Here is a 25913-nt window from a genome sequence, read left to right on the forward strand (position 1 = left end):
TATTTGACAACTATTCAATACATTGAGTTAAAGGACTAAGGCGTCAATGCCTTAGTCCTTTTTAAAAGAATGCGTTCATGATTTTATTGTTGATGGAATTTTAATTGAGATGGTTGTTCCGATGCCGATACTCGAATCAATCGTTATGCCATAGTCAGGGCCATAATAGAGTTTAATGCGCTGATCAACATTTTTAATGCCAACGCCACCAAGTTTTGTGCGCTTTTCAGTTGGCTCCTTGTTTAATTGATTAACGTCGAAGCCTTGTCCGTTGTCTTGGACGCTAAGCTCTACATCACTACCAGTAAGTTTTGCACTAATATGAATATGACCAATATGAGAAGAACTTCGAATTCCATGATATAAAGCATTTTCTACGATGGGCTGTAAAAGGATTTTAGGCATTTGTACATTGCGTATGGCTGGTTCACAGACAATCGTGTAATTTAACTTCTCCCCATACCGTTCTTTTTGAATAAATAAATATTGACGAACATGATCTAATTCATTTTCTACGGTTGTCAGTTCATTTCCACCACTTAGTGAAAGTCGGAAAAATTGAGCGAGTGCTTTTGTCATTTCTATCACTTTCTCACTATCATTAAACTCAGCCATCCACACAATTGTATCTAATGTATTGTATAAGAAATGCGGATTAATTTGACTGTGGAGCGCACTAATTTCTGTCGCTCTTAAGTGCTTCTCTTTTTCAGTAATTTCTTGCATTAATTTTTCAATTTGGACAATCATACTATTGAAATGTTTTGCTAAACTTTGTGCCTCATAGCATCCCTTTGCATCAATAGGCACCTCTTTTAAGCCGTATTCGATAGTTTGCATAGCTTTTTCTAAACGTTGGAATGGTGTAGTAATGCGCCCAGCAAATAATGCAACACTAACAGCAGCAATAATAAAGAGAACAGTTCCTACTAATAGAAAGATTTCGAGCAATTGCCTTTTAATCATTAACAATCCATCTTGCGAAGAGACACCAACAAACGTCCAGTCTGCATTCATTAACTTATAGGTGTGCGTTAACGTATTTTTTTCTTTATCATAGCCTGCTTGATTGGCGATTATTTGCTGTAATTGTTGTTGTTTCATGGGGTCTGCAAAATACGCTGTATCCCTGTGATAAACGACTTCGCCTTGGTCATTGATAATGAAAGAAAAGCCATTCTTCCCTAAATCTAAATTAGCTAAAAAGTCTTCAATCACCTTATACTGGATATCGATAAGCAATACGCCAATATTTTGACCTTCATTATTTTTTATTTCGCGACTAATCGAGATAACCCAGTTGTCTTTATCCATTGAAAAATGCTGCATCCGTGCAGAGGTTAAAACGGGCTTACTACCGTTATTAACAGCCGCCATATACCATTGTTCCTTCATCATATTGCTCGACATACTCATAATTAAACCTTTTTCATTGGAAAGTACTTGCCCATCTTTGCTCACAATAACGACCGATTGAATAAATGGATCGGTTGTCATCGTTGTCCGAATCATCGACAGTAAATTTTGCTTCATAGCGGGATCGCGCTCTGTACTTGAAAAATAGGACACAAGCTGTGGGTTTTCAGCAAGTAAAGCAGAGACCGCTTTTAGACGCTCAATATAAAGGTTAATATACATACCGCTCTTTTCTACTGCTGTTTTCGTACTAGAGGTTGCTTCACTCAATACAACAGAGGAAATACTATAATATAAAATGCCGCCCATTAATAACAAAATAACACCACTTGCTTTTAAATAGTGAAGGGCAATTTGCATGCGCAAAGTTTTCAGCATATTGGACTTCTTCATTACTATTCCCTCATTTTTTCTCTAAACTGATTCGGAGAAATATCAAATTTTCTTTTAAATGTGGCACTAAAATAATTAGGATCGTCAAAGCCGACAGCCGCTGCTACCTCATACACTTTCATATCAGTGCTAAGTAAAAAAATTTTCGCTCGGTCTAAGCGAGTAGAGAGCATATAATCTTGAAAATTTTTGCCGTACAGGCTCTTAAACAAGCTACTCAAATAAGAATTACTTAGTGCCAGTTGTTTTGCTAAATAGCTTAAGGAAAAATCGACATTGGCAATATTGCGGTCAATTTCCTTTTGGATTTTTGCTTTATAACCAGTATCATCATGTACTTTTGTGTCGTTTAATATTCCTTCGACAAGCTTTGATATTTCATGCTGGCTTTGTGTTGCTTGCAGTTTTTCAATCAGATTTTTTAATGTTTCTTGAATGTCTTTTTTAGAGACTGGTTTTAGAACATAGTCATCAATGCCAGCCTTTAATGCTGTTACAGCATAATCAAAATAGTCATAGCCTGTAATAATAGCAATTTTGACATCTGGTTTTAGTGCCTTTGCCGCAATGGCAAAATCAAGACCATTCATTTTCGGCATATTGATGTCAGCTAGTATAAGGTCAGGGCTATGTTTTTTGAAAATTTCAAGTGCGGTTTCACCATTTGAAGCCTCAAATACTGTTGAAATAGAAAGCTCCTCGAAATTAACAAATGAGCGAATTCCTTTAATGATAATAGCTTCATCATCGACGACCAATAATGTATACATGACATCACCTCTCTAAATACATTCATAATATAGAAGCTATTTCTTCATTGACAACTAAGCATGCATGCGATGCGGATGGGCACTTCCTATGCGAAAAATCCACTGTACTTTCTGCTGGCATGACGTAAGCCGCAACATTCTGCGCTAACCGCGCGAGCCAGTTGCGGCTTATGTTCTGTGCATTCCCGAAAGAAGTCTGCGTGGATTTCTAGTGGATAGACATAAATTGTTTCAGAATTGTTTGAGTGACTGGCACCGGCATTATTTTGTGAGATGTACTAAGTATCCGTAACCTGCTGCTTCCATTTCGGCTTGTGGAATAAACTTAATGGCAGCACTATTGATGCAATAACGTAAGCCGCCACGATCTTTAGGCCCGTCATTAAATACATGCCCTAAGTGGCTATCACCACTGCGACTTCTCACTTCAGTTCTAATCATATGATAACTTGTATCTTCATATTCAAGCACTACTGCAGGGTCAATTGGTTTTGTAAAGCTTGGCCAACCGCACATCGAATCATATTTGTCCGCTGATGAAAAAAGGGGCTCGCCCGTAACAATATCAACATAAATGCCTGGATCATAATTATCCCAGTATTCATTGGAGTAAGCCATTTCTGTACCATTGCCTTGTGTTACTCGATATTGTTCTTTTGTTAATATTTTTTTAATTTCTTCGTCGCTTGGCTTTGGATATCGTGCAGGATCAATGAGTGATGGTATTTCTTGATTTTCCAAAGAATCAAACTTTACATGACAATAGCCATCTGGATTTTTTTCAAGATAATCTTGGTGGTACTCTTCTGCAATTGTAAAGTTAACAAGTGGTTCCACCTCGGTAACAATAGGCTTATCATAGCGTTCTTGTTCTTTTGCTATTACTTTGTCAATAATCGCTTTATCGGCTTCATTTGTATAATAAATACCTGTACGATATTGGGTACCGCGGTCATTTCCTTGCTGATTGAGTAAAGTTGGGTCAATTATTTGAAAGAAATGTGCTAATAGTTTTTCTAAATCAACACGTTCAGGGTCATAGCGCACATGAACTGTTTCTGCATGGCCAGTATTTTTCCAAATGACGTCTTCGTAGGTTGGGTTTTCTGTGTTGCCATTTGCATAACCAGATACGGCATCATAGACACCATAAACACGCGCCATATAATGTTCTACACCCCAGAAGCAACCACCTGCAAGCCAAATATCTTTTAAATTATTTGTATCAAAGCTGACATTGACGTTAGGGTTTGGTGGATATTTAGATTGTGCTTGTGCTGTACTTGCATTACTTGCTAACAGAGAAGTGTCCGCTGAACATGCAGATAAAAGTAGTAAGATACTTACTAATACGCCAAATAATTTTATCTTCATTAGAGATTCCTCCCTTTATTATTGGATACTTTTAAATTTCTCAATAATTTGTGGATTGCCTACATGGCCGGGGAGAGATTGAATGAGTTTGCCATCAGATCCAATATAGGCAGACGTTGGATAAGCTCGCACATTGTATTGTTTTGCAATGGCGCCATCTTCATCTAATAGCACCTTAATATTTGAAGTGTTTTCAACCCCATTAAACCATTTAATAAATGCATCACTGTCTTTTTCATTATTAAAGTTCGGCGAAACGATGCTTAAGACAACAAAATCCTGTTCCTCACCAGCCAATGTATTTAGTTCTTCTAAGCCAGCTAAACAAATAGAGCACCAAGAAGCCCAAAACTTTACGTACACTTTTTTACCCTTGTAGTCAGCAAGATTATAACTATCCCCTTTAACATCAACTAAGTTAAAGGAGGGGGCCACAATGCCCTCGTTACTAGCCGCTGCAGTAGTAGTAGCTGTATTTTTGGAATCTGCAGAACATGCCCCTAAAAAAAGGACTGCTACGAACAAAATCACAAGATGTTTTAAATGATTCATACTAAATCTCCTTTCTATTGTGGAATGAATGTTAATAATAGATTTAAATTATTTGTCATTAAAACAATTCCCATGAAAATAATCATGACACCACCGGCAATTTTAATTTTCTTTGTATGTTTATTGATTTGTGTAACATGACGTAAAAGGAAATCGGAGAAAAGTGCAAGAACTAAAAAGGGAATTAGTAATCCAAGTGCATAGAAAAACATCATCAGCGCCCCATAAGTAGCTTGCCCCTCACTTGCTGATAAGCCTAACACTGCTCCTAAAATTGGACCGATACAAGGTGTCCAACCCATACTAAATGTTAGACCCAAAAGATAGGTGCCGAGTAAATCACGTTTATTACTCCGTGTTAGCTGCACTTTCGTTTCTTTATGAAGCACGGCTAATTTAATGAAGCCAATTTGATGTAGACCGAGCAAGACGACTACTGCCCCACATACGACGATAAACCAGTCTGTATTAATGACCGAACCAAGAAAACCGGCGCCAAATCCTAAAATCACAAAGCTTGTCGAAAGACCGACAACAAAAATAATCGTTTTAAATAGTAAATGTGTATTTACTTGCCATTTACCGATAGAGAAGCCATGTTGCATAGCAGTTCCACTTTCATTGGTTGACAAAACTGAAAAATAAACCGGTAGTAAAGGGACAATGCAGGGGGAGAGGAAAGAAAGAATTCCCGCAATAAAAACAGTACTGAATAAAAGCTGTCCGTCCACGATTGAAGCACCACCTTTCTTGTATAGTTTTATAGTAAGAAAAGCGAATGCAAAGCAACATAGAATGATTTTATGAAACTCTTAGAAATCATCTTGTAAAAACTTTAAGTGTGTAAAGTTAGTGAATTTTGTGCGTTTAGGGTAAGAAGGTATTAACGAATACACTATTATTTTTCAAGTTTTTGGTAAGATAAGGTAGGGGGAGGGGTTGCTATGAAGATTTTTCGAAGCTATGGCTTATTATTAGGGGGATTTGGCTTTTCTTATTTAGGAAATTGGATTTATCTCGTTGCTTTAAACTTAATGGTTTGGCATTTAACGTATTCAGCAACAGCAGTAGCAGGTATTTTTATTGTTGGTCCGATTGCCCGCATCCTTACAAATTTTGTGGCAGGTTCCATTATTGATCGGTCAAATAAAAGAAACATTATGATTGCGATGGATGTTTTACGTGGACTAATTGTTTTCTTAATGCCCTTTATGACATCTATCTGGCTTGTCTACGGCTTATTATTTTTAGCGAATATCGCTAGTAGTTTCTTTGGACCAAGTAGTACATATTATATTGCCAAATACGTGCACGATGCAGATAAGCAACGTTTTAATGCACTGCTAGGCACATTCAATTCAGGTTCTTTTATGTTAGGCCCGGCCATCGCAGGTGTGCTTATTGCCTCTTTTAATATTAATATCGCGATGTGGGTAAACAGTGTAACGTTTTTTGTTTGTGCATGGGTGATTGCCCGTTTACCGAACTTAGAGGAGGAAGTGAAAGAGAAGCGGGGAGTCCTTACAATACGAGTAATGATAACTGACTTTAAAATCGTTTGGACTTTTATACAACAACATAGGCAATTTTTGAAATTTTTTATTGCCTATCAAATTGCGCTCATGGTTGCTTTTGCATTAGACTCGCAAGAAATGACGTTTATCAAAAAAGTTTTATCGGCTTCTGATAGTTTGTATGGTGTACTTGTCAGTGTTGCAGGGGTGGGGGCTATTGTTGGTGGTTTATTGGCAATGGCTTTAGTACAGAAATTTTCAATCTCTACCTATATAGGAGTTGGACTAACATGTACGATGTTATCCTATACCTTGTTCTATGCGTCCAGCAATATTTGGTTTGCAACAGGTTGCTTTATCACGTTAGGTGTTTGTATGGCATTTAGCAATACGGGATATGATACGGTCTACCAAAAAAATATTCCACCACATTTAATGGGACGATTCGGTAGCGCTGTCAGCCTTGTTCAAAGTGTTATTCAAATTGTACTTACATTTAGTTTAGGCGTAATGGCAGATTGGTTTTCTCTACAGCTTGTAGCTGTTATGTTTGGTGCAATTGGTCTGGTATTTGCCCTATACATGGCGATCCATATTGCCACGAATAAGCAGGCACTGCAAATTAAGGACAATATATAAGCGTAAGGAGGTTCCAGCAGGAGTATGAAGCTGTGAACCTCTTTGCTAAAAGCATGACGCACCATTTTAAAACTTTAGCTTTGAAAAACAAAATGTAATCGAACGTTTGATATAAAGCGAACAAAAGAACAGCAAGCAAGAAATAACGAGTGCAAAAGGGATACTGAAAGCAACAGGAAGATCAATGCCTTGCCAAATGCTCATTTTTATTTCATCAATGCCTACAGTTCGTAAAATACCAGCAAGTATGGATATTATGGCGCTTACAACCAGTCCTACGTATAGAATGGTTAACACAATAAGGGCTAAGGAACAAAAAAATCCACGAATCATTTTCATCATTGTTCCCTCCTTATGATGTGATGTACTTTCGCAAGGGGGGAAATGGTATAACTTTCGGTGTAATAAAGTTTCTGTATTGTACAATGGTCCCCAACTTCAATAACGGTACCGTCTACAAACTCTGCAATTGTGTAAGCAAGGTGTAAATTTTTGCCCTTTATTGAATGACAATGAAGTTTTTTACTGAGAAGGGAAAGTGAGAACTTATCTTTTTCTATGATGATGTCATCTGCAAAGAGTTGGGTAATGCTACTTGGACCAGATAATTTTAAGTGAAAATGTGATGCCTGTATTTCTTGTGCTTTCACAAAGCCGATTGCATGGAACTGTTGTGCATGTAAGTGTTGTGCAATTGTTAGTTTTCCTGTACTCGTAATAGTCGAAACTTCCCCAGAGCGAATTGTTAAATTCCCCGCATTCGTCAACTCTCCTATTTCACAATAATCTTTCATATTACAAGAGCCTGTATTTTTTAAAGTATGAGCAATAACACGGGAATGAAATGCACTATGTCCATGTGTGGATATTGTCTTTAAGTTCACTTGTTGGTGTACACCAACCGCACCACGAATATTTAACTGTTCACAGTCGGGCATAAGATCATAAATTTTGCCACTAGTAAGCGTTATACTACGTTGCTTTGGTATGCGTTCATTTGTCATGCTAATTATCACCTCTTTTAATTTAATTGATATATATTTTAATAATTAAAATATATATCAATTAAATTATATGTCGCTCTATTTTGTCAAGAACAAAAAACTGCCTAGTCTATAGGTGAAAAATAAATATCGATATGAGGTTAATAAAAAAAGGATTTCAAAGTTTGAAATCCTTAAAAAATTTTTTGCATTAACTGATTTACATCCGTTAACACATTTGCTATTTCTGTTAGTTTTTCTTGTGGAAGTTTTAAAAATATTTCTTGTACTTTTCGTTCTCCCTCTGTCGTTAACTTCATGTTTACGACACGTCGATCTTCACTTTCTCTAACGCGTTGAACAAAATTAAGCTTCTCCAATTTGTCACACATAGATGTAACAGCCCCGGGGGTTACACTAAAGAAATCAGCAATTTCTGTTGCCTTCATACCACCGTTGATTTTTAGCTGAAGAAGAAGGATAAGCTGGTTTTGAGATAATGTTTCGCCTTCTGACAGCAGATTCACAAACATCAAAGATTTTTGCTGTATTTCAAGCATTTCTCGCATTATTATTTCAACTTCGTGCATTGGATTATTTTTTGACATATGATCACAGCCCACTAAAATATTTACTTATTAAATTATATAGTAAATATATAATTTATGTGAAGTGAACCATTAATAATTTCCACGTAACCTTTATGAACCTAGTATAGGTTTCTTCAGTAGGTATTGAACTAAAGTGATGACCCCTATTATTAAAAGCGATACAGGTATTATAAATAACAAATGTCCTATTCCGGGAGCAAATAAAGTTACAGTAGATAATGGACCAAATAATTGTGGGAAACCAATTAAAACAAATGAAGGTAGTAGCAAGTTAAAGACCGCTAGCGAGAACCATTGAAGCGCCAGCTGAAAAGTTGTTACTTTAGGTTTTTTACGGTTAAACAATCGATAAATAGACCGAACAATGAGCGCAATAATAATCGCTAATAGTAAGTCGAACAGTATATATTTTAGAAAAGGCTTACTATTCGATAATGAGGGTTGTTCTTGATGGACAAGTTGATGAAGGCCACTTACGATGGCATCATATTCATTTAAATTAAAATAATCCATTGCATTGATTTGTAGACTAATACCGTATTCCTTGTCCAATAATACTTTTGAATAGGTGTTTTCTGTCCAGCCATTATGGGAGATAATCGCATTTTTTACTTCCCAACCCATGGCATAATAAGTACTATCCCCGATAAATGCAAAAGGGTGGTGTAATTTGTTCATTGCGTTTGGTGATAGTATGTTTTTCCCGTTAAAGTGACCATTATTCAATTGCGCTATCATGTAATTTGCCATATCTTCTGCACTAGAAAGAAGATATCCTGAAGAAACAGTGCCACGATGGATTAACTGTTCTGTAGGCATCTTAAATCCAAATACAGTTTGATAACCCGTAGCGCTAGTATTGTTGCGATCATCTTTTGGATCTGCATAACTATTATGCATTGCCAGCGGCTTAAAAATATGTTCCTCTACATATTCTTTATAGGATGTATTTGTAACTTCCTCTATGACTGCACCTAATAAGTTATAATTCAAATTCGAATATTCATATTGGCTACCTACAGGTGATGCCAACTTTATAGTGGCTAAGCTTTTTACATGTTCTTGTAATGTTTGATCACCGTCGGATATTGCTACTTGGCCATCATAAGTAGAGAGACCGCTTGTATGGTTTAACAAGTGTAGAATGGTTATTTTTTTAGCTTCTTCTTTATTAGCAAGTTGAAACGTTGGTAGTATGGAGGACACTGTATCATCTAAATGGAGTTTCCCTTGTTCCACAAGCTGCATGATGGCAAGAGCAGTAAACGATTTACTAACGGAGCCGATGACGATAGGTGTTTGTGGTGTCATTTTTGTCCCATCTGGTTTTGAAACACCATAACCTTGCAAATACTCAACTTGATGTTTCTTAACGATAGCGAGTGAAGCCCCTGGGATGTGCAATCGGTCAATTTCTTTTGTCATAAATGCGTCAATAGCAGAAATATCTAAGTGTTTATTTTTATCCATGACATGATTGCTAGTGGCAAATACAGCTCCGTTGACAGTGAATAGTATGAGCAGGGAGATGGCGAAAATTTTCCCAATAGCTGATTGTTGTTTATACATAAAGTATGATTCCTTTAACTGTATTGTAGTCGTTTAAAAATCTTTGGTCATGGTAGAACGTTGATAAAGTCTTCTTTTGTAAACATAAAAATACATACTTAATGGCCACCAAAGTACTAAGAATATTGGGTAGATCGCCCAAATTACGCTTGGTGAAGAAACAATGTTGACGATAATAAAAAAGATACTGATGTGTAAGCTAGCATAAACCGAGAAGGCAACGAACGTTCTTTTTTGGGCATGATATAGAGCTAATGGCCACCATATCACTAAAAATGCCGGGTAAATCGCCCAAGGATATTGTGGGGACATGATGAAATTGATGAATGAATAATAGAAGATGGTGCTTGCACAGCCAATCAGTGCAATATTCAATGATTTCGCTTTTTCCTCTAAATACATAAGAATGGGCCACCATACTATCGGATAAACAGCATAGATAAACCATAAATGCTGCGGTGAATACAATAGATTTTCAATAATGAGAAAAGCAATAACCATGGCGCTACAAATGACGGCGTATTGTTTATATAGTTTTTTTGACATGAAATATAAAGTGATAGGCCATAGCAACAGCAATATACAAGGGTAAATAAACCATACTGTTTGAGGTGTTGTTGTATAATTGACAATTCCTAAAAATAACATAGTCATCAAACTGCCAACAACCGAAAAACTAATAAAATGTTTCATATTTACTCACTCCATTTCTTACGTGACCAGACGAAGTACATCGAAAGGGGCCACCATAGTATTGCGAAAATTGGATAAATCGCCCAAATTGTATTGGGTGTGTAATAAAGATTGATAAAAATAAAGAACGCTGCTATTAATCCACTTCCCCATAGCGAAAATTCTAAATTTAACTTAGCCATACTTTTCTTTTCAGGCTCTTTTACACCCAATTCCTTTTTTAAATCTTCAATATCACCAAATTCAACGATTGCTTTATTGATGGCATCCTCTTCTTCCTTGCCTTGCTCCATTAAATAAAATACTTTTTCTTCAAGGTTTTCGATGATTTCCTGTTTCACCATTTCTGTTTCAGTATTGCGTGGCATGTCTTTAAATAGCTCATCAATATGATGGTTAATTTTTTTCATTCTAAGCCCTCCATAAATAAGTCGATAATTTCCTTCACTTCTGCCCATTCTTTTACAAGCTCGCTTAAATAAGCCTTGCCTAATGAGGTAATACGATAATATTTTCTTTTGCCTCCGTGTGATACATCGCCATAATAGGCTTCAATTACTTCTTTTTTTTCTAAACGTTGAAATACGGCGTATAGAGTTGCTTCTTTAATTTGAAAACTATTATTTGTCCGGTTGCTTATTTCTTGGGAAATTTCGTAACCATAGCGATCCTTCTCTAAAATTAGCCGCAAAATAATTGAATCCAAGTGTCCACGGATAATGTCACTTCGAACCATACGTCACCTACTTAAAATTATTGCTCTATCTGATGGAGTAATATTAGCAAAGATTACTCTATCTGTCAAAGTAATAATCGGTACTTTATAGAAAAAATAAAAAATAAAAGCCGACCAAGTAGGACAAGTATCCTGAATGGTCGGCTTCGTTAAGTTGTTAAGTTTAAAAAGTAAAATTGGTTGTTATAAATACAATCCGGCTAAAAAAATACCTAGCGCTTCTTGGTATATAGTATCGAACTCGCTAATTGGCAGCGGGTTTGTACCGCTACCTAGCTCTACTGTGAAGCCTGGTCTGCGCCAATCTTGAATAAACCAATCTTTATAACCAGCATAACTATTTGCAGATTGAATGGGCTCATAACCACTTACTCTGCTAAATTCTTCTACCATTGTTTGTGATTCAGGTGGTTCGAGATTTTCAAATCCCCAATAAATGACCCTGCCTTGCGTATGAAATGCTAAAACCCAAGCAAAATTGCTGCTCCTTGTTAAATCGGCCATAGCAATAGCTTCTGGTTGGGTCAACGGAGCCTCCCCTCCATAATCACGTGGTCCTGGTGTTTGTGGATTGCGAGCATTTTCAAGCTCCCACTTTGCAGGAAATTGGTCGTTTAAATCCACACCATTAATGTTCGCCTTCCATCCAGAAAAGTTTTGACTGTTATGATTCCAAGCAATTAGTTTATTTTTTAATGCTTCATTAGCTGGCGGGCCATTGATAACTAAATTGACGCCATCGGGGTTAACCATCGGAACTAGTGATAGCGTTGTTTGGTTATAAAGTGGCCCCATCGAGAGCCCTCTAATGGTCGTTTGATTTGTTAGTGCGAGTAAATAGTCGTTTAGAAAAGTCATGATGATCGGTGTAGTAATCCATTCATTTGCATGAAAGGAACCGTTATAATGTATGCGTTTTGAGCCGTTTCCAATTAAAATCTCAGGAATTGGTTGTGCTAAAACGGAGTTGCCAATGGGCGTGCCTTGAAGAAATGGATAGGCGGTTTGTAGTTTTTTTATATCATTCATCATCATGCTGTAATCATAATTTTGCTGGCCGTTTACGAGCCGCCAAGTTAGCCTTTGAGGAACTTGTATTGTCTGCCCAATTTGTAGTCGATTTGGCTGGATTTCAGGATTGACAAGTAAAATGGCATTGAGCGGAAGATTTTTACTTTGGGCGATTTGCCACAAAGAGTCGCCTTGTGTAATGGTATAACTAGTTGTTACATATCCAGGTATTTGAATGCGTTGTCCTACTTGAAGTAGTTGAGGGTTGATGTTTCGATTGGAGTCCAAGAGTAGTTGAAGGGGTATTTTAAACAAATCGCTGAAATACCACAGTGAATCACCAGGCCTAATCAATATATCCACATTTTTCTCCCCTTATTTCAAAATCATTCAATATAAGATGTATATGAAATTATAAAATGCTTATTAACAAAATCTCGAAACAATACAAAAGACTTTCTTTAATTTGTCGACAAAAGAATGAATATAAATAGATATGAATAAATAGACAAATTTTCATTATTTTTTGGGTGTATTTTTGAAATGATAAGATTAAATGGCTTTGAAGCGGGAAATAAGTAGGGAGAAAGAAATTCCTAAATTTATAAATATGCAATTTTAGTAAAATGGATAAAAGGTGAAGTGCATCTGTAATTTTTAATTCCATCATTATGCTGTTAATATGTTAGTAGGACAGGTAAAGGTAGGGAATACAATGGATAAAAAAATGAAAATGGGTATTCGGACTAAGATTACCCTCGGTTATGTAGTTATTATTCTTTGTTTACTTGCGTCAGTGATTATATTAAACAATCAAATTACTTCCCTACAAAAGGAAAGGAATTTTATTATTAAATATGATTCTCAAGTGCAAACACTTACAAATCGTATTGAAAAATATATTTTAGATATGGAAACGAGCCAACGAGGCTATATTATTACTGGTGATTCGAGCTATTTAGAGCCATACGAAAATGCCGAAGAAAATTGGAAGATTGACTATGATGAACTCTATCAGTTATTAGAGGATAGAAGCAATCAACAAAAGAAGTTAGATGCTATTAAGGCAACGATCGAACATTGGATAGCGACATCTGGTGAACCGACAATAAAATTAAAAAAAGAAAAGAATACCGCAGCATTACAAGATTTTTTTAAAGTAGATGTTGGACGCAAAGATATGGACACGATGCGAAAGCAATTTGACGCTTTCCGTGCAGATGAGAATGCATTTACGCAAACTAAAGCTCAACAATTAGACAAAACAAATAGTAATTTAACTACGGCATTGTTTGGCATCTTAGTACTTGTATCTTTTATTGCGATTGTTATAGCTAGTGGGATTTCACGTTCAATCGTCAAAACAATAACAGAGGTCACACAAACAATTAAAGAAATTGCCGCTTCAAAAGGTAATCATCGAACAAGGATTCACGTTAAAACGAATGATGAAATTAATGCGCTGGCAGATGCGACAAATGAGTTATTAGATACACTGGAGCGAAGAGAGTGGTTGCAAGCTAATATCGCTGAAATCGTTACGAAATATCAAGGCATTTCTGCTATCACGAAATTGGCTGAAACTTTTCTTTCAGAAATGGCGCAAAAAACGCAATCATCCTTCGGTGCATTTTATGTGCGAGAAATGCACAATAACGAAGTCTGCTTTGTGAAGAAAGCGTCCTTTGCTGACGCGGGAGACAAGGTTGGTATTGACCAATTTAAAATTGGACAAGGTTTAATTGGTCAATGTGCGCTTGAAAAACGGGTTTTCATTAATCATGATGTTTCGCAAGATTATCGTTTAATCGGAACAGGTTTAGGTGAAGCACCACCAAAGAGTATTTTTATTTTCCCCATTATATTCGAAGATGAGGTTATAGCTGTTGTAGAACTTGCGACGATGAAGAGTTATACAGCGTTACAGCAGGAGTTGGTGAACCAAATAATCGAAACATTTGGATTAACGGTCAATAGCATTTTAGGGCGTATGGAAATTGTACGACTCTTAAATGAATCAAGAGCCATGACAGAGGAATTACAAGTACAATCGGAAGAGCTACAAACGCAATCGGAAGAGTTACAAATGCAAACAGAAGAGCTCACGATGATTAATGAACAGCTTGAGGAAAGAACAAAAGAAGCTGAAATGAAAACGAAAGAATTAGAGAGCGCCAAAAAAGATTTAGAAGATAGTGCGGAGCAACTTGTATTAAATTCTAATTACAAATCTCAGTTTTTAGCCAACATGTCCCACGAATTACGGACACCATTAAATAGCATTTTAATTTTGTCTGAAATGTTATCAGAGAATGGCAACGATAATTTAACGGAAGAAGAGATGGAATTTGCAAGAGTCATTCATTCTTCTGGTGAGGATCTACTTGCATTAATCAATGATATTTTAGATATATCAAAGGTTGAGGCTGGTAAAATTGAAATTATTTTTGATGAAGTAAATATGAGTGAATTGCCAATGCAAATAGAGCAAATCTTTGCGCCAGTAGCTAAGAAAAAGAATTTAGAATTGCATATTTCGAAAGCACCAAACGTAGTCGATATTTTCTATACAGACGAAAAGAGATTCCAACAAATTTTAAAAAATTTATTATCAAATGCATTGAAATTTACGGAACAGGGTTATGTACATTTAGATATTAAGCAGCTTGATCATCAACAACTAACATCTAATATGCAAGAAGTAAGCACAGAATGGCTTGAAATTACGGTATCTGATACGGGAATAGGTATTCCAAAGGACAAGCATCAGCTAATCTTTGAATCCTTCCAACAAGCAGATGGGGCTACTGTACGTAAATATGGTGGAACAGGTCTTGGTTTATCCATTTGTAAGGAATTTGCAAAATTACTTGGAGGTTGGGTTGCATTACAAAGTGAAGAAGGGAAAGGCAGTAGCTTTACGCTCACTATTCCAAGTTTACCTAACGGCTTAAATACGGCAGCCATAGATTCCGCTTATGTTGAAGTGGTCGCTACACTAGAAGCTGACGACATTGTTGAAGAAGTGGAAGAGCAAGTAGAGGAAAGCTATCAGGTTTCTCCACAAGAAGTAGAAGTTTTCCAAGGGAAAAATATTTTAATCGTAGATGATGATAATCGCAATATCTATGCATTGAAAGCAGCGCTTGAAAAACGAGGCATGAATATTCTCGTTGCGAAAGATGGATTAGAATGTTTAGAGATTATGGAGACGAATAATAAAATAGATCTTATTCTGATGGATATTATGATGCCGAATATGGATGGATATGAAACAATGTCTAATATTCGTACGAAAATGAAGCTTACTGATTTGCCAATTATCGCTTTAACAGCAAAAGCAATGAGTACAGATCGTGATAAATCTCTAGAAGCAGGAGCATCTGATTATATTAGTAAGCCGTTAAATCTAGATCAATTAGTATCGGTCTTACGCGTATGGCTAGTTTCTAAAGGGAGTTAAAATATAAGCATGGATAATCAATTCCAAAATTTTGAGCTAAAGCAACAAATGAATAAGCATGCAGATATGGAAATTGAGTTACTACTCGAAGCAATCTATCGTTTATCCGGTTTTGATTTTCGACAATATAATCGCTCATCTATTTCTCGTCGGATCTATAATCGGATGAGGGTGAGTAATATACCGACGATTTCTCGGGTACAAGAAAAAGCGATACATGAAGAAAGTTTTTTGGAGCAGCTCTTGAATGATTTTTCTATAAATGTCACGGAAATGTTTCGTAATCCTAGCTTTTTTAAAGCGTTCCGTAAAGAAGTTGTGCCCTATTTAAGACAGTACCCAGAAATTCGTATATGGCATGCAGGATGTGCTACAGGCGAAGAGGTGTACTCAATGGCTATATTATTACAGGAAGAAGGACTAATAGATAGGTCTGTGATTTACGCTACGGATATGAATGAGCATGTGTTAGAAAAGGCAAAAAAGGGCGCCTTCTCAATAAAAAAAATGCAAGCATATACAACGAATTATATGCTTGCGGGGGGGAATCATGCTTTTTCGGAATACTATAAAACGGACTATCAATACGCCTATTTCCATCCGGAACTTTTAAAAAATATTATTTTTGCACAGCATAATTTAGTAACAGATCAATCATTTAATGAATTTCATGTGATTGTCTGCCGCAATGTTTTAATTTATTTTTCTCCTGCTCTACAAAGCCAAGTACATCATTTATTTTACGATAGTCTAAGCCGAGATGGCTTTTTATGCTTAGGAGATAAAGAAACGCTACGTTGTGACGGGATCATTTCAAAATATAATGAAACTGTTGCCATTGAAAAAATTTATCAAAAAAAAAGAAGGTAGTCATAGAAAAAATCCGCTATACATTCTGTTGCAGACATTGCGTTTACGCTTGTCAGCGGCAGAAGTGTATGCGGATTTTTGAAATTACTGACTCCTAAATTTACATTGCTTGTGCTTGAATCATTAATACACACATATCGTCCGGTTGGTTTTTTTGCTTTTCTTTAGGTAGTAAATTATCAATCAGACATTGTGTATAATTCCATTTGTTTGAGGTTAGTTTTTGTAAAAGTTTTTCAGATTCTATTTCGCATGGTCCCATCGCCTCTAAAACCCCATCCGTATATAAAACAATTTGAACATCCTTATGATATTTAATTGTTTGTTTTTGTACCTTTATTTCTTCAAAAAAGCCAACAGCACAGCTTCCTTGGTTTAAAGGAACTAGTGTAGTTTCATCAACAAGTGCGTATCCAGCAGGATGGCCCGCGTTAACGTATTCAATTGTTTTTTGTTCCGTATCAATTACTATGTAAATAGCTGTAAAGTAATGAATATTTTCTTCCTTTGCATTTTGCAGAAGCGTCATATAACGATTCAGTTCCTTAATAACGAGCTCGGGTTCCACCAACTGTTTGACAGCTTCCCTTAGTACAGAAGAGATAAACATACAAACGAGCGCTGCTGGTATACCGTGACCCATCATATCGAGTAAAATAACCGCGTAACGGTGATCGTTAATTTTATACCAATAGTACATATCCCCTGCTAAATTTGAAGAGGGGAGGTAGGATACCTCGATTTGAATATGATCTTCAGTTAAAGGTGCACTTAGTAAACTGCGTTGTACACGTGTGGCTAAATCTAATTCATACTTGATTTTCATTTCTTGTTTCATATGCCAATCTAATTCAGCCTTTAATCTTAGAGCAACACGAATTCTTGCAAGAAGTTCAGTCTTATTGATGGGCTTGGTAATATAATCGACCCCTCCAATATCGAGTGCTTCCGCAAGCTTGTTTTTATCTTCTAATGCTGTAACGAAAATAATTTGAATATCTTTGAATTTTTCATTTTGTTTTATCCGTTTGCAAGCTTCAATACCATCTATTTCAGGCATCATAATGTCTAATAAAATCAGCTCGACAGAAGTACCTGCGGGATTTTTTGCATCTAACTGAAGATAGTCGAAAAGCTCATAAGCTGATGAAAGAGATACACAGTTATCATAACCTGCATTTTTTAAAATTTTTTCGATTACAAATAGATTGACTGAATTGTCATCTACAAGAAGAATTGTCATAGTTTTTTCCCCTTAGTCTGCTTGAACCATTGATGAAGTGCAGATTATAAATTGTATTAAAAATACTCTTAACATCATTATTATACAAAACATTAGAGAATAACGGTATTTTAATGAATTTAAGGTATATTTTACTAGGAAATAAGTTTGTTTTTTATTGCTAAACCTCTGTTAACTATAGGTGAAAGTCACAACGAGTAGTGAAAAAATATGAAAAAAAATCAATATTAATTTATTACCCGTTCTGTTTGGGGATTTAAACTATTTTTCACAAAGAATTTTAGCGCTTTTTAGCCTTTTTAAAGCCACTATAAATATCAAATGCACTTGCTAGAAGCGTCAGAGTAATGACGACCAGTAGTATGCGGTCTAGCGTAAACAAAATCTTTGTAGAAGTGGTTTCCATAATAGCCGCCATATAGGGTATTGCCGCACTATGAATAATATCAGGCTGATTTGCCATGACAATCAACACAATTGTACCAATACATTGAAGAACGGCACTTATAATGGCAATCGGCATGGTCCATTGTCTAACCTTCCATTTATATATGGTTAAAGCCATACTTAAAACGATGCAAAATAAAATAATCGGTCTATAAGACAAGAGGGTATCTTGGTTGAAAATAGGCATAACAAATTTTAAGCCACTTCTTTCATCCGAAGAGTAAATTCCAATCAGATGAGCGGCATTCAAATAAACAAACGTAAAAATGGCTATTCCTAATAGGCTAAAGATAATATCAGTAAGCGGTATATAATTGTCTTTGTCGATAATTTTTGTTTTCTTTAAATCTTCCGGTGTCCATTCTTTGTTGCTTTTCATAAAGAATAGTATATTTTTCGTGTTACCATAGCGTTCCGTTATGATAAAGGCAATGGTAACCCAAAACAGTACTTGTAATACTACTTCGATCATAGTGGCAATCGTTATAGATATGGCTTGAATAATAGCAGACAACAGCAATCCATCCGCTGGGAAGGAAAAAATACTTTTTACAAGAAGTACAATTATTGTAATAAGGATTGCCCAAGGAAGCACTACTTTGATTGTCTGCATGTAAGTGCTGTACAGTTCAGGACCAATTAAATATTTCGGTTCCTGTTGATAGCTCGCTGCAAGTTTTGCTGGGTCTCCAAGTTTTAAAAGAGCCTCTTTTACCTCTAATTCTGAAAAATCTTCGGGTAACATATCCTCAATTGTAGATTTTAATTCAACTCCAATCGCGTCCCTTTTATTTTTAGGAATCCTTCGAATCACTTCATAAAGATAGGCATCAATCATATCCAACTTTGTCATCCTCCTTATAGTAATGTATATAGCCCTAACAACGTTGTTAGAAGCAAATGAAATAGCGTTTCAACACATCATTTTTGAGGCAACTACTACGCTCCCTGTTTTGCATTTCCCAGCGAACATATTGATATTGGGGGAAGCTAACAGCCCCTTGCCTTCGAAGGCACATTCTTATCGACACACATTTTTTAGCTACTCTACAGTTATCATACAGTAATGAATCGTGTGTGGTAATATATGTTATTAATAGGGGCAGGAATTAATGTGAAAGCAAATGGCATTAAGCCAAATAATTTTATAATAATAGGAGGGTGTATATGCGAATTGTAAAGAAAATTCAAGAAGAAGAGGAAGTTTTAAAATATGTAGATATTGCTATTGGTGCTTATCCGGGAGTCGTGCAAACTTCTCCACAAACAAAGGAGCGATTAGTATCCATTTTTAAGCATAACATGAGCAATGAACCCACTATAAATTATTATGGACTATGGGAAAACCACAATTTATTGGGTGGTATGCGTATCCATGATTTTAAAATGAACTTATTTTCGAATATCATTCCAATTGGTGGTGTTGGTCAAGTTGCAGTAGACTTACTGCATAAAAAAGAGCGAGTTGCTAAAGAACTAATCGACCATTTCTATCAAATTTTTTTAGAGAAAGATGTGCACATCGTTGCCTTATATCCATTTAGACCTGATTTTTATAAAAAAATGGGCTTTGGTTATGGACCGAAAATGTACCAATATTCAGTGCAACCATCAAGCTTTCCAAAAGGGTCTACCAAACAGCATCTTAAATATTTACATCAACAGGACCAGCAATTGTTGGAAGAATGTTATAACAGAATAGCACTGAAAAAGCATGGTATGTTTTTAAAAACAAAAAATGAGTTGGATAGCATTTTTCAAAATTCGCAAAACTATATTATAGCAGTCGACAAAGATGACCATATAGAAGGCTATATCGTCTTTTCGTTTAAAAAGCAAAGTGAGTCGAATTTTTTGCTGAATAATATGGTTATAAAAGAATTTCTATATGAAACACCCGAGGCTTTACTGGAGCTTAGTACGTTTTTAAATAGTCAGGCAGATCAAGTAAATCGAATTGAATGGCATACACAGGATGACAATATTCATTTCTTTTTAGGGGATGTCCGTAATGAATCCAATCATTTAATTCCGAGTGTATACCATGCCAATGCTATTGTAGGGATTGGTTTAATGTATCGGATAATCAATGTAAGAGGTTTCTTTCAGGAACTCAAGCGACATCATTTTAATAAAAGCAATATAACGTTTAAGCTTACTGTTTGTGATTCGTTGTTAGAAGAAAATAATAATCCTCTTATAATAAGAGCGGTAGATGGCGCTCTGGAGATGTTAGAAAACGCACACTATGATGTAGAAATGACGATTGATATTGCGGAGCTTTCTTCGCTAGTGATGGGCGTGGTGACGGTTCAAGAATTATTTATGCTCGGCATGCTAAAGGTTAGTGATGAGCAGTTTTTACAGGAATTGCACAAGTTCTTCTTTGTTTTGAATAAACCAACGTGTGTAACAGCATTCTAATAGGAGAAAGACGTTAAAATTTTTTTCGTGTTAATCCTTTTTCATTAGGATGGATGAACGAACGGGTCTTTCTAAAGGTGTAATATTAATAATAAAATAGCTAATAATTAATATTAAAATAATAAGGGCATAGATTAATGTGTTAATGGCATGATCGTGTTCGACAATGATTAAGCGAATCATTGCTGTAATCCCTATATAGATAAAGTATCGTAGCGGGAAATGGTAATCCTCTTTAAAGTACTTAATAATCATTGTAATAAATTCAAAATACAAAAAGAAAATAAGAATATTTGCTAGGAAAAGTTTGTAGTCACTAGTACCGCCTTTTAATAAGATGTTTAGAAACTCAATGAGCTCTTTCATAAGCAGGAAGGACAGTATAAGTGCTAATAATACAAGGCAGACGTTGAGAAATAATTGTAAAGATTTTGGGACAGCTTTGACAAGTTGTTGATACGTATTATGCTTGTGATTCATGTAATTCCTCCATCTTCTTATTTAAACATAATATTTATCTTATAGAATATGAATAAAACGTCGAAAAGAGAATAGCAATTGGTGTATTTTCTTACTTTTATTGAATATAACATGATAACGTAAACAGAAGATGCGTAATACTGTAAATAACTGTATAGTATTGTAAAAGAAAGTTTTTAAAAAATTTAGGCTGTATGATAAAATAGAGTTGCATGAATATAAAATAAAAGGGGTTTTTTTAAATGGCAAAAGCAGCAAAATCTGATGCAAAAATTACACCAGAACGTTTAGAAGAGGCATTAAATGTTCGTGACCGTCTTATTATTGAGTTATTAGTTCAAGTTCTTGACGAGAAATTAGTCATTGAACGTCCTGTATTACGTGAGCGTTTAGGTAACCTTGTAGACCTTTCTGATCATGATGCAGAATTACAAGAAACTTTACATGCTGTAATCAACAAGCTGTAATATCTAAGCTTTAAAGGCGATTAGTAAAGCATCAAGATGTACTTCAAACAGGCAAGCTCCTTTGGGGGGCTTGTTTCTTTGTCTATGGGATATTTCAAGTGCATTGTGTAGAATTATCAACTTTCGCCATAATCGTATGAAAAGTGAAAAGTACCCTATAAGATAGATTGTTGTCTATCCTATAGGGTACTTTTCGTTAAGCTAATAGTGCTTAGTAAACTTTATCGCCATTAAAAATTGAATTTTTTACAATAACGTAATCTACGTTGCGAATAGCCTCTAGCTTTGTGCCACCAGCATAAGAAATAGATGATTGAAGGTCTTGTTGCATTTCAATTAACGTATCTTTTAGGCTGCCTTTATGTTCTACAAACATTTTTTTACCTTCGACATTTTTCTTCTCACCTTTTTGGAATTCTGATGCAGAGCCGAAGTATTCTTTTACTAATTTGCCATCGATTTCAATCGTTTCACCTGGCGATTCCTCGTGACCTGCAAATAAAGAACCAATCATGACCATTGAAGCACCGAAACGTACAGATTTTGCAATATCACCATTTGTGCGGATACCACCATCCGCAATAATTGGTTTCGTTGCAGCTTTTGCACACCAACGTAGTGCTGCTAATTGCCAACCACCTGTGCCAAAACCTGTTTTAATTTTTGTAATACATACTTTACCTGGCCCAATACCAACTTTTGTAGCATCTGCACCAGCGTTTTCAAGCTCACGTACTGCTTCAGGTGTACCAACATTACCAGCAATAACAAAGCTATTTGGTAAATGGTGTTTAATATGTTGAATCATACGAATGACAGCGTTTGAATGACCATGTGCAATATCAATTGTAATAAATTCTGGAACTAGGCCAGCACTTGCTAATTCTTCTACAAATGTATATTCCTCGTCTTTTACACCGACACTAATGGAAGCAATTAAGCCACGACTTTGCATATCTTTAATAAAGCTAATACGCGTTTCAGGGTTGAAACGGTGCATAATATAAAAGTAACCGTTTTCAGCAAGCTTAGCGGCAATACTTTCATCAATAATAGTCTGCATATTTGCAGGGACTACAGGTAATTTAAATTTGTGTCCGCCTAATGTAACAGATGTATCACATTCTGATCGACTGTTTACAATACATTTTGCGGGAATTAGTTGAATATCTTCATAATCAAATACGTTATCCATTATATACACTCCTAAAATACGAATATTTTTCGATGTTTATTTTAAATTGTTCGCCATTTGGTAATTTACATGATTTTCAATGAAAAGTCAAAGATTTTATCAAAATAAATAAAAAATAGACAGTTGGAGACAAGAAAGGTACTAAAACATAGAAAAGCATATCCTTTTTTGACAGTATAATATGAATGTTAGAAGTAAAACTATGGAGGGTTTCCTAATGATAAGATTAGCTTATCGTTCGCTATCTAAGTACAATAGAGTTGTTTCATAAATGACAGAGGAGTGGTGAGCATGGCAGTAGAGGTGTATTTAATTTTCAATGGCAATTGTCGAGAGGCTGTAACATTTTATGAGCAAGTTTTTAATACGGACAAGGCTGAAATTATGACATTTGGAGATTCACCAAGTGATCCAAGCTATCCATTACCAGAGGAAGCGAAAAATCTCGTTATGCATACACGCTTATCCATTTTAGGCAGTACGGTAATGTTTTCGGATACATTCCCAGGTTCACCGTTTACCATTGGTAACAATGTCACATTAGCTGTAGTAACAGATGATGAAGCGCAGTTACGACAAGCGTTTGAAAAACTGAAAGAGGGTGGCAAAGTGACGATGGAACTTCAAGAAACATTTTGGAGTAAATGTTACGGTTCACTTACAGATAAGTTTGGTATCGAGTGGCAGTTTAGCCATGAGGAAAAAGCTAAATCGGAAAATTGAAATAGGCTGGGCTAGAACTAAAGAAATTTAAGGAACAGAGGAAAGATGTGCGTAAATTTTTACTATCCTTGCTTTTGCAAAAATAAAAAATAAGTATTCACTAGTTGTTGGTAGCGAAGGCGGTGACTCCTGCTCAGAATGCCCACACCGTAAGACGCGGGCATTCCACTCGTTATGTGTGTTGAGTGGAAAGTACTGCCGAAGCGGACAACAACGGCGTAGCAAAAAAGTGTTAGATTGATGGCAGTCAATCTAACACTTTTTCTCTTTTGTACCTGTCTCTTAATATTTAAAACGACCTACAAAGCTTTGTAACTCGTCCGCCATATCGAGTAAAGCTTTAGCTGCGGATGTCATCTCCTGCATAGAGGACAATGTTTGTTCAGTTGAAGCGGCAACTTCTTCAGAGGCTGCTGCATTCATTTTTGCATGATCAGTTAGCTCGATTGCCGTTGCAGTAACTTCTTCCACTACAGCTGATATTTCTTGAGCAGATGCAGAGATACCTTCCATTTTCGGTGCAATATTACGTAAACTTTCAGTAATGCTCGCGAATTTTTTACTTGTATCTTCTGATAGCTGTAAACCTTCATGTACATCAGAAGAAGCTTTGACCATTGTTTCCACCGATTTAGCCGTATCTTGTTGAATCCCTGTAATAAGCGAAGAAATTTGCTCGGCAGATTGATGTGATTGCTCGGCTAATTTTCTTACTTCATCAGCTACGACAGCAAAACCTTTACCGTGCTCGCCTGCTCTAGCAGCCTCAATCGCAGCATTTAATGCCAGTAAATTTGTTTGGTCGGAAATCGCACTAATGATTTCTAATATTGAACCAATTTCTTTTGTACGATCATAAAGCGACTTAATCATTCTGTCTGATTGTGTCACGGATTCATTAATTGATACCATTTGATTTACAGTGCGTTCAACGGATTGACCACCTTCCTCGGCTTGCACAATCGCGTGGTTAGAAAGGTCTGTCACTTGCATTGCGCTATCTGCTACTTCAACGATTCCTTGTGCAATTTCTTCAATAGAGATAGCATTTTGGTCGATACCTGTTGTCTGTCTTTCTGCACTAATCGCTACTTGTTGCATCGCTTGTGTAACCTGCTCAGAAGAAGCAATATTTTGCTCTGCATGGGCAGATAATCCTTGTGCGGATTCTTGTACATGTTGGACGCTGCGGTCAACATTGCGAATAAGGTTTTTCAAGTTCACCTTCATTGAAATAAATGCTTCACCAAGTAAGCCAATTTCATCCTTAGAGTGAATTTCGATAAATTCCGTTAAATCGCCTTCACTAATTTTTAAAGCACTATGTTTTAGTCGATTAATTGGATTTACGACAGAACGAATCATAATCAGCATAAACATTACACCCACAACAATGGACACCGCAATAATGATTAAGTTCATATTAAACGTTGTAGCGGCCGCCTTTGTCGCTTCTGCTGTGAACATTGTACCAACAAGCTTCCAACCCGTTAGTTCATTTGTGATAAATTGTAGCTGTCGATCAGCTTCTATAATTGTGCCACTATCCTGTTCATAAATTTTAGCGATATAACTTTCACTAGCCTCGGAACCACTTTCTTTACCACGTTGAGAAATATAAAGTTTGTTGTTATCTAATAGTGAGGCAAAGCCTGTTTTTCCAATACGAATATCATCCGTAATGGCACTTAATGTAGATATATTGAGATCTAATCCGATGACTCCAGAATTATCTGGCAATGCTTGTGTAATTGTAATAACCATGTCACCAGAAGCTTGTGAAATATAAGGTGCGGTAATCGTTACCTGCCCTTGGTTGTTTACTGCTTGTGTATACCAAGGTCTTGTTCGTGGGTCAAAGTCACTTTGATATTGTTGAGCGGGCTCATCGAGAATCTTGCCCTCACTTGTCCCAAAATAGACAAGTTCAATCTCTGGATGCATATTTACGTATTCTTTAAATAGTGACTTAAGCTCTGGCACTTTACTTTCTTGTAAGTAAGATTGATTAAGTTTCTTAGTAAAATATTGAATGTCCTCAATCTTTGGCTTAATAGTACTAGTAATATTCGTATTAAGCATACGAATACTTTCGGTTGTACTTGCTTGTTGTTCCTTAGAAATTTGCTTCTCTGCACTTTGATAAGAAATGATACCGATTAATAAAGTTGGGATGAGAAGCATTGCTAAGAATGAAAAAATGAGCTTTTTCCGTAAACTTAGTTTTGTCAATTGTATTATCCTCACTAAAAATGTTTTATTGTTCTATACTTTTTCCCAAGAAGGTAAATAATAGACGACTAGCTAATTTTAACAAATATACAATAAAAGTTAAGCCCT

General features: G+C 36.0%; 24 protein-coding genes. 6 read left to right on the forward strand and 18 right to left on the reverse strand.

Annotation, left to right across the window (positions count from 1 at the left end; genetic code table 11):
* Positions 1 to 75: 75 nt before the first annotated feature.
* The 5 genes from C9J37_RS07860 to C9J37_RS07880 form a co-directional block, all read right to left on the reverse strand.
* Entirely contained in the window at positions 76 to 1809 is a 1734-nt protein-coding gene (locus C9J37_RS07860; protein WP_107894931.1) for a sensor histidine kinase, read from the reverse strand.
* Positions 1810 to 1811: 2 nt separating this feature from the next.
* Positions 1812 to 2579 carry a response regulator transcription factor gene (locus C9J37_RS07865; RefSeq protein WP_107894932.1) on the reverse strand — a complete coding sequence of 256 codons (768 nt, stop codon included), beginning with the start codon at positions 2577 to 2579 and terminating at the stop codon, positions 1812 to 1814.
* A gap of 261 nt (positions 2580 to 2840) precedes the next feature.
* Positions 2841 to 3953: a bifunctional peptide-methionine (S)-S-oxide reductase MsrA/peptide-methionine (R)-S-oxide reductase MsrB gene (gene msrAB / locus C9J37_RS07870; RefSeq protein ID WP_107894933.1), complete on the reverse strand. Its 1113-nt coding sequence runs from the start codon at positions 3951 to 3953 to the stop codon at positions 2841 to 2843.
* Positions 3954 to 3971: 18 nt separating this feature from the next.
* Positions 3972 to 4505 carry a TlpA family protein disulfide reductase gene (locus C9J37_RS07875; protein WP_107894934.1) on the reverse strand — a complete coding sequence of 178 codons (534 nt, stop codon included), beginning with the start codon at positions 4503 to 4505 and terminating at the stop codon, positions 3972 to 3974.
* Positions 4506 to 4519: 14 nt separating this feature from the next.
* Positions 4520 to 5236, reverse strand: a complete 717-nt coding sequence (locus C9J37_RS07880; protein WP_235617059.1) for a cytochrome c biogenesis protein CcdA — start codon at positions 5234 to 5236, stop codon at positions 4520 to 4522.
* A gap of 213 nt (positions 5237 to 5449) precedes the next feature.
* On the opposite strand from C9J37_RS07880, the gene C9J37_RS07885 reads away from it, so the two are divergent.
* Complete coding sequence (locus tag C9J37_RS07885; RefSeq protein WP_107894936.1) at positions 5450 to 6658, forward strand: MFS transporter; 1209 nt, start codon at positions 5450 to 5452, stop codon at positions 6656 to 6658.
* Positions 6659 to 6724: 66 nt separating this feature from the next.
* Here C9J37_RS07885 and C9J37_RS07890 read toward each other — a convergent pair whose 3' ends face one another.
* From C9J37_RS07890 to C9J37_RS07925, 8 genes are all read right to left on the reverse strand, one after another.
* Positions 6725 to 7000: a hypothetical protein gene (locus C9J37_RS07890; protein ID WP_107894937.1), complete on the reverse strand. Its 276-nt coding sequence runs from the start codon at positions 6998 to 7000 to the stop codon at positions 6725 to 6727.
* The gene (locus C9J37_RS07895) at positions 6997 to 7662 is read right to left on the reverse strand and encodes a hypothetical protein (protein ID WP_107894938.1); all 666 of its coding nucleotides are present in this window, start codon (positions 7660 to 7662) and stop codon (positions 6997 to 6999) included. The genes C9J37_RS07890 and C9J37_RS07895 overlap by 4 nt, the downstream gene beginning before the upstream one ends.
* 173 nt (positions 7663 to 7835) lie before the next feature.
* Positions 7836 to 8249: a MarR family winged helix-turn-helix transcriptional regulator gene (locus C9J37_RS07900; protein WP_107894939.1), complete on the reverse strand. Its 414-nt coding sequence runs from the start codon at positions 8247 to 8249 to the stop codon at positions 7836 to 7838.
* Positions 8250 to 8342: 93 nt separating this feature from the next.
* Positions 8343 to 9821 carry a serine hydrolase domain-containing protein gene (locus C9J37_RS07905; RefSeq protein WP_107894940.1) on the reverse strand — a complete coding sequence of 493 codons (1479 nt, stop codon included), beginning with the start codon at positions 9819 to 9821 and terminating at the stop codon, positions 8343 to 8345.
* Positions 9822 to 9854: 33 nt separating this feature from the next.
* Positions 9855 to 10514 (reverse strand): hypothetical protein, encoded by a 660-nt coding sequence (locus C9J37_RS07910; RefSeq protein WP_107894941.1) that lies wholly within the window; start codon positions 10512 to 10514, stop codon positions 9855 to 9857.
* Between the two features lie 2 nt (positions 10515 to 10516).
* The gene (locus C9J37_RS07915) at positions 10517 to 10924 is read right to left on the reverse strand and encodes a permease prefix domain 1-containing protein (RefSeq protein WP_107894942.1); all 408 of its coding nucleotides are present in this window, start codon (positions 10922 to 10924) and stop codon (positions 10517 to 10519) included.
* Positions 10921 to 11250, reverse strand: coding sequence for a PadR family transcriptional regulator (locus C9J37_RS07920; protein ID WP_107894943.1), 330 nt, complete (start codon positions 11248 to 11250; stop codon positions 10921 to 10923). Before C9J37_RS07920 ends, C9J37_RS07915 begins: the two co-directional genes overlap by 4 nt.
* Positions 11251 to 11433: 183 nt before the next feature.
* Positions 11434 to 12624 carry a M14 family metallopeptidase gene (locus C9J37_RS07925; RefSeq protein WP_107894944.1) on the reverse strand — a complete coding sequence of 397 codons (1191 nt, stop codon included), beginning with the start codon at positions 12622 to 12624 and terminating at the stop codon, positions 11434 to 11436.
* A 352-nt stretch (positions 12625 to 12976) separates the two neighbouring features.
* Here C9J37_RS07925 and C9J37_RS07930 point away from each other — a divergent pair, with 352 nt between their 5' ends.
* Positions 12977 to 15724 carry a CHASE3 domain-containing protein gene (locus C9J37_RS07930; protein WP_107894945.1) on the forward strand — a complete coding sequence of 916 codons (2748 nt, stop codon included), beginning with the start codon at positions 12977 to 12979 and terminating at the stop codon, positions 15722 to 15724.
* A gap of 9 nt (positions 15725 to 15733) precedes the next feature.
* Positions 15734 to 16594, forward strand: a complete 861-nt coding sequence (locus C9J37_RS07935) for a CheR family methyltransferase (protein WP_107894946.1) — start codon at positions 15734 to 15736, stop codon at positions 16592 to 16594.
* A gap of 100 nt (positions 16595 to 16694) precedes the next feature.
* Here C9J37_RS07935 and C9J37_RS07940 read toward each other — a convergent pair whose 3' ends face one another.
* Entirely contained in the window at positions 16695 to 17837 is a 1143-nt protein-coding gene (locus C9J37_RS07940; RefSeq protein WP_107894947.1) for a SpoIIE family protein phosphatase, read from the reverse strand.
* A gap of 280 nt (positions 17838 to 18117) precedes the next feature.
* Complete coding sequence (locus C9J37_RS07945) at positions 18118 to 19137, reverse strand: hypothetical protein (protein ID WP_235617060.1); 1020 nt, start codon at positions 19135 to 19137, stop codon at positions 18118 to 18120.
* 314 nt (positions 19138 to 19451) lie between these two features.
* Here C9J37_RS07945 and C9J37_RS07950 point away from each other — a divergent pair, with 314 nt between their 5' ends.
* The gene (locus tag C9J37_RS07950; RefSeq protein WP_107894949.1) at positions 19452 to 20708 is read left to right on the forward strand and encodes a GNAT family N-acetyltransferase; all 1257 of its coding nucleotides are present in this window, start codon (positions 19452 to 19454) and stop codon (positions 20706 to 20708) included.
* A 30-nt stretch (positions 20709 to 20738) separates the two neighbouring features.
* Here the strand turns inward: C9J37_RS07950 and psiE are convergent, their stop codons facing one another.
* Positions 20739 to 21188, reverse strand: a complete 450-nt coding sequence (gene psiE, locus C9J37_RS07955; RefSeq protein ID WP_024364447.1) for a phosphate-starvation-inducible protein PsiE — start codon at positions 21186 to 21188, stop codon at positions 20739 to 20741.
* A 242-nt stretch (positions 21189 to 21430) separates the two neighbouring features.
* On the opposite strand from psiE, the gene C9J37_RS07960 reads away from it, so the two are divergent.
* The gene (locus C9J37_RS07960; RefSeq protein ID WP_107894950.1) at positions 21431 to 21655 is read left to right on the forward strand and encodes a phosphate-starvation-inducible protein PsiE; all 225 of its coding nucleotides are present in this window, start codon (positions 21431 to 21433) and stop codon (positions 21653 to 21655) included.
* Positions 21656 to 21866: 211 nt separating this feature from the next.
* Here the strand turns inward: C9J37_RS07960 and guaC are convergent, their stop codons facing one another.
* Positions 21867 to 22850: a GMP reductase gene (gene guaC, locus C9J37_RS07965; RefSeq protein ID WP_107894951.1), complete on the reverse strand. Its 984-nt coding sequence runs from the start codon at positions 22848 to 22850 to the stop codon at positions 21867 to 21869.
* Between the two features lie 291 nt (positions 22851 to 23141).
* On the opposite strand from guaC, the gene C9J37_RS07970 reads away from it, so the two are divergent.
* Positions 23142 to 23573, forward strand: coding sequence for a VOC family protein (locus C9J37_RS07970; RefSeq protein WP_107894952.1), 432 nt, complete (start codon positions 23142 to 23144; stop codon positions 23571 to 23573).
* 282 nt (positions 23574 to 23855) lie between these two features.
* On the opposite strand, the gene C9J37_RS07975 is transcribed toward C9J37_RS07970, so the two are convergent.
* Positions 23856 to 25805, reverse strand: a complete 1950-nt coding sequence (locus C9J37_RS07975; protein ID WP_107894953.1) for a methyl-accepting chemotaxis protein — start codon at positions 25803 to 25805, stop codon at positions 23856 to 23858.
* Between the last annotated feature and the right edge of the window lie 108 nt (positions 25806 to 25913).

Origin of the sequence: Lysinibacillus mangiferihumi, from assembly GCF_003049665.1 — a bacterium.
In the GTDB taxonomy this organism is placed as follows: domain Bacteria; phylum Bacillota; class Bacilli; order Bacillales_A; family Planococcaceae; genus Lysinibacillus; species Lysinibacillus mangiferihumi.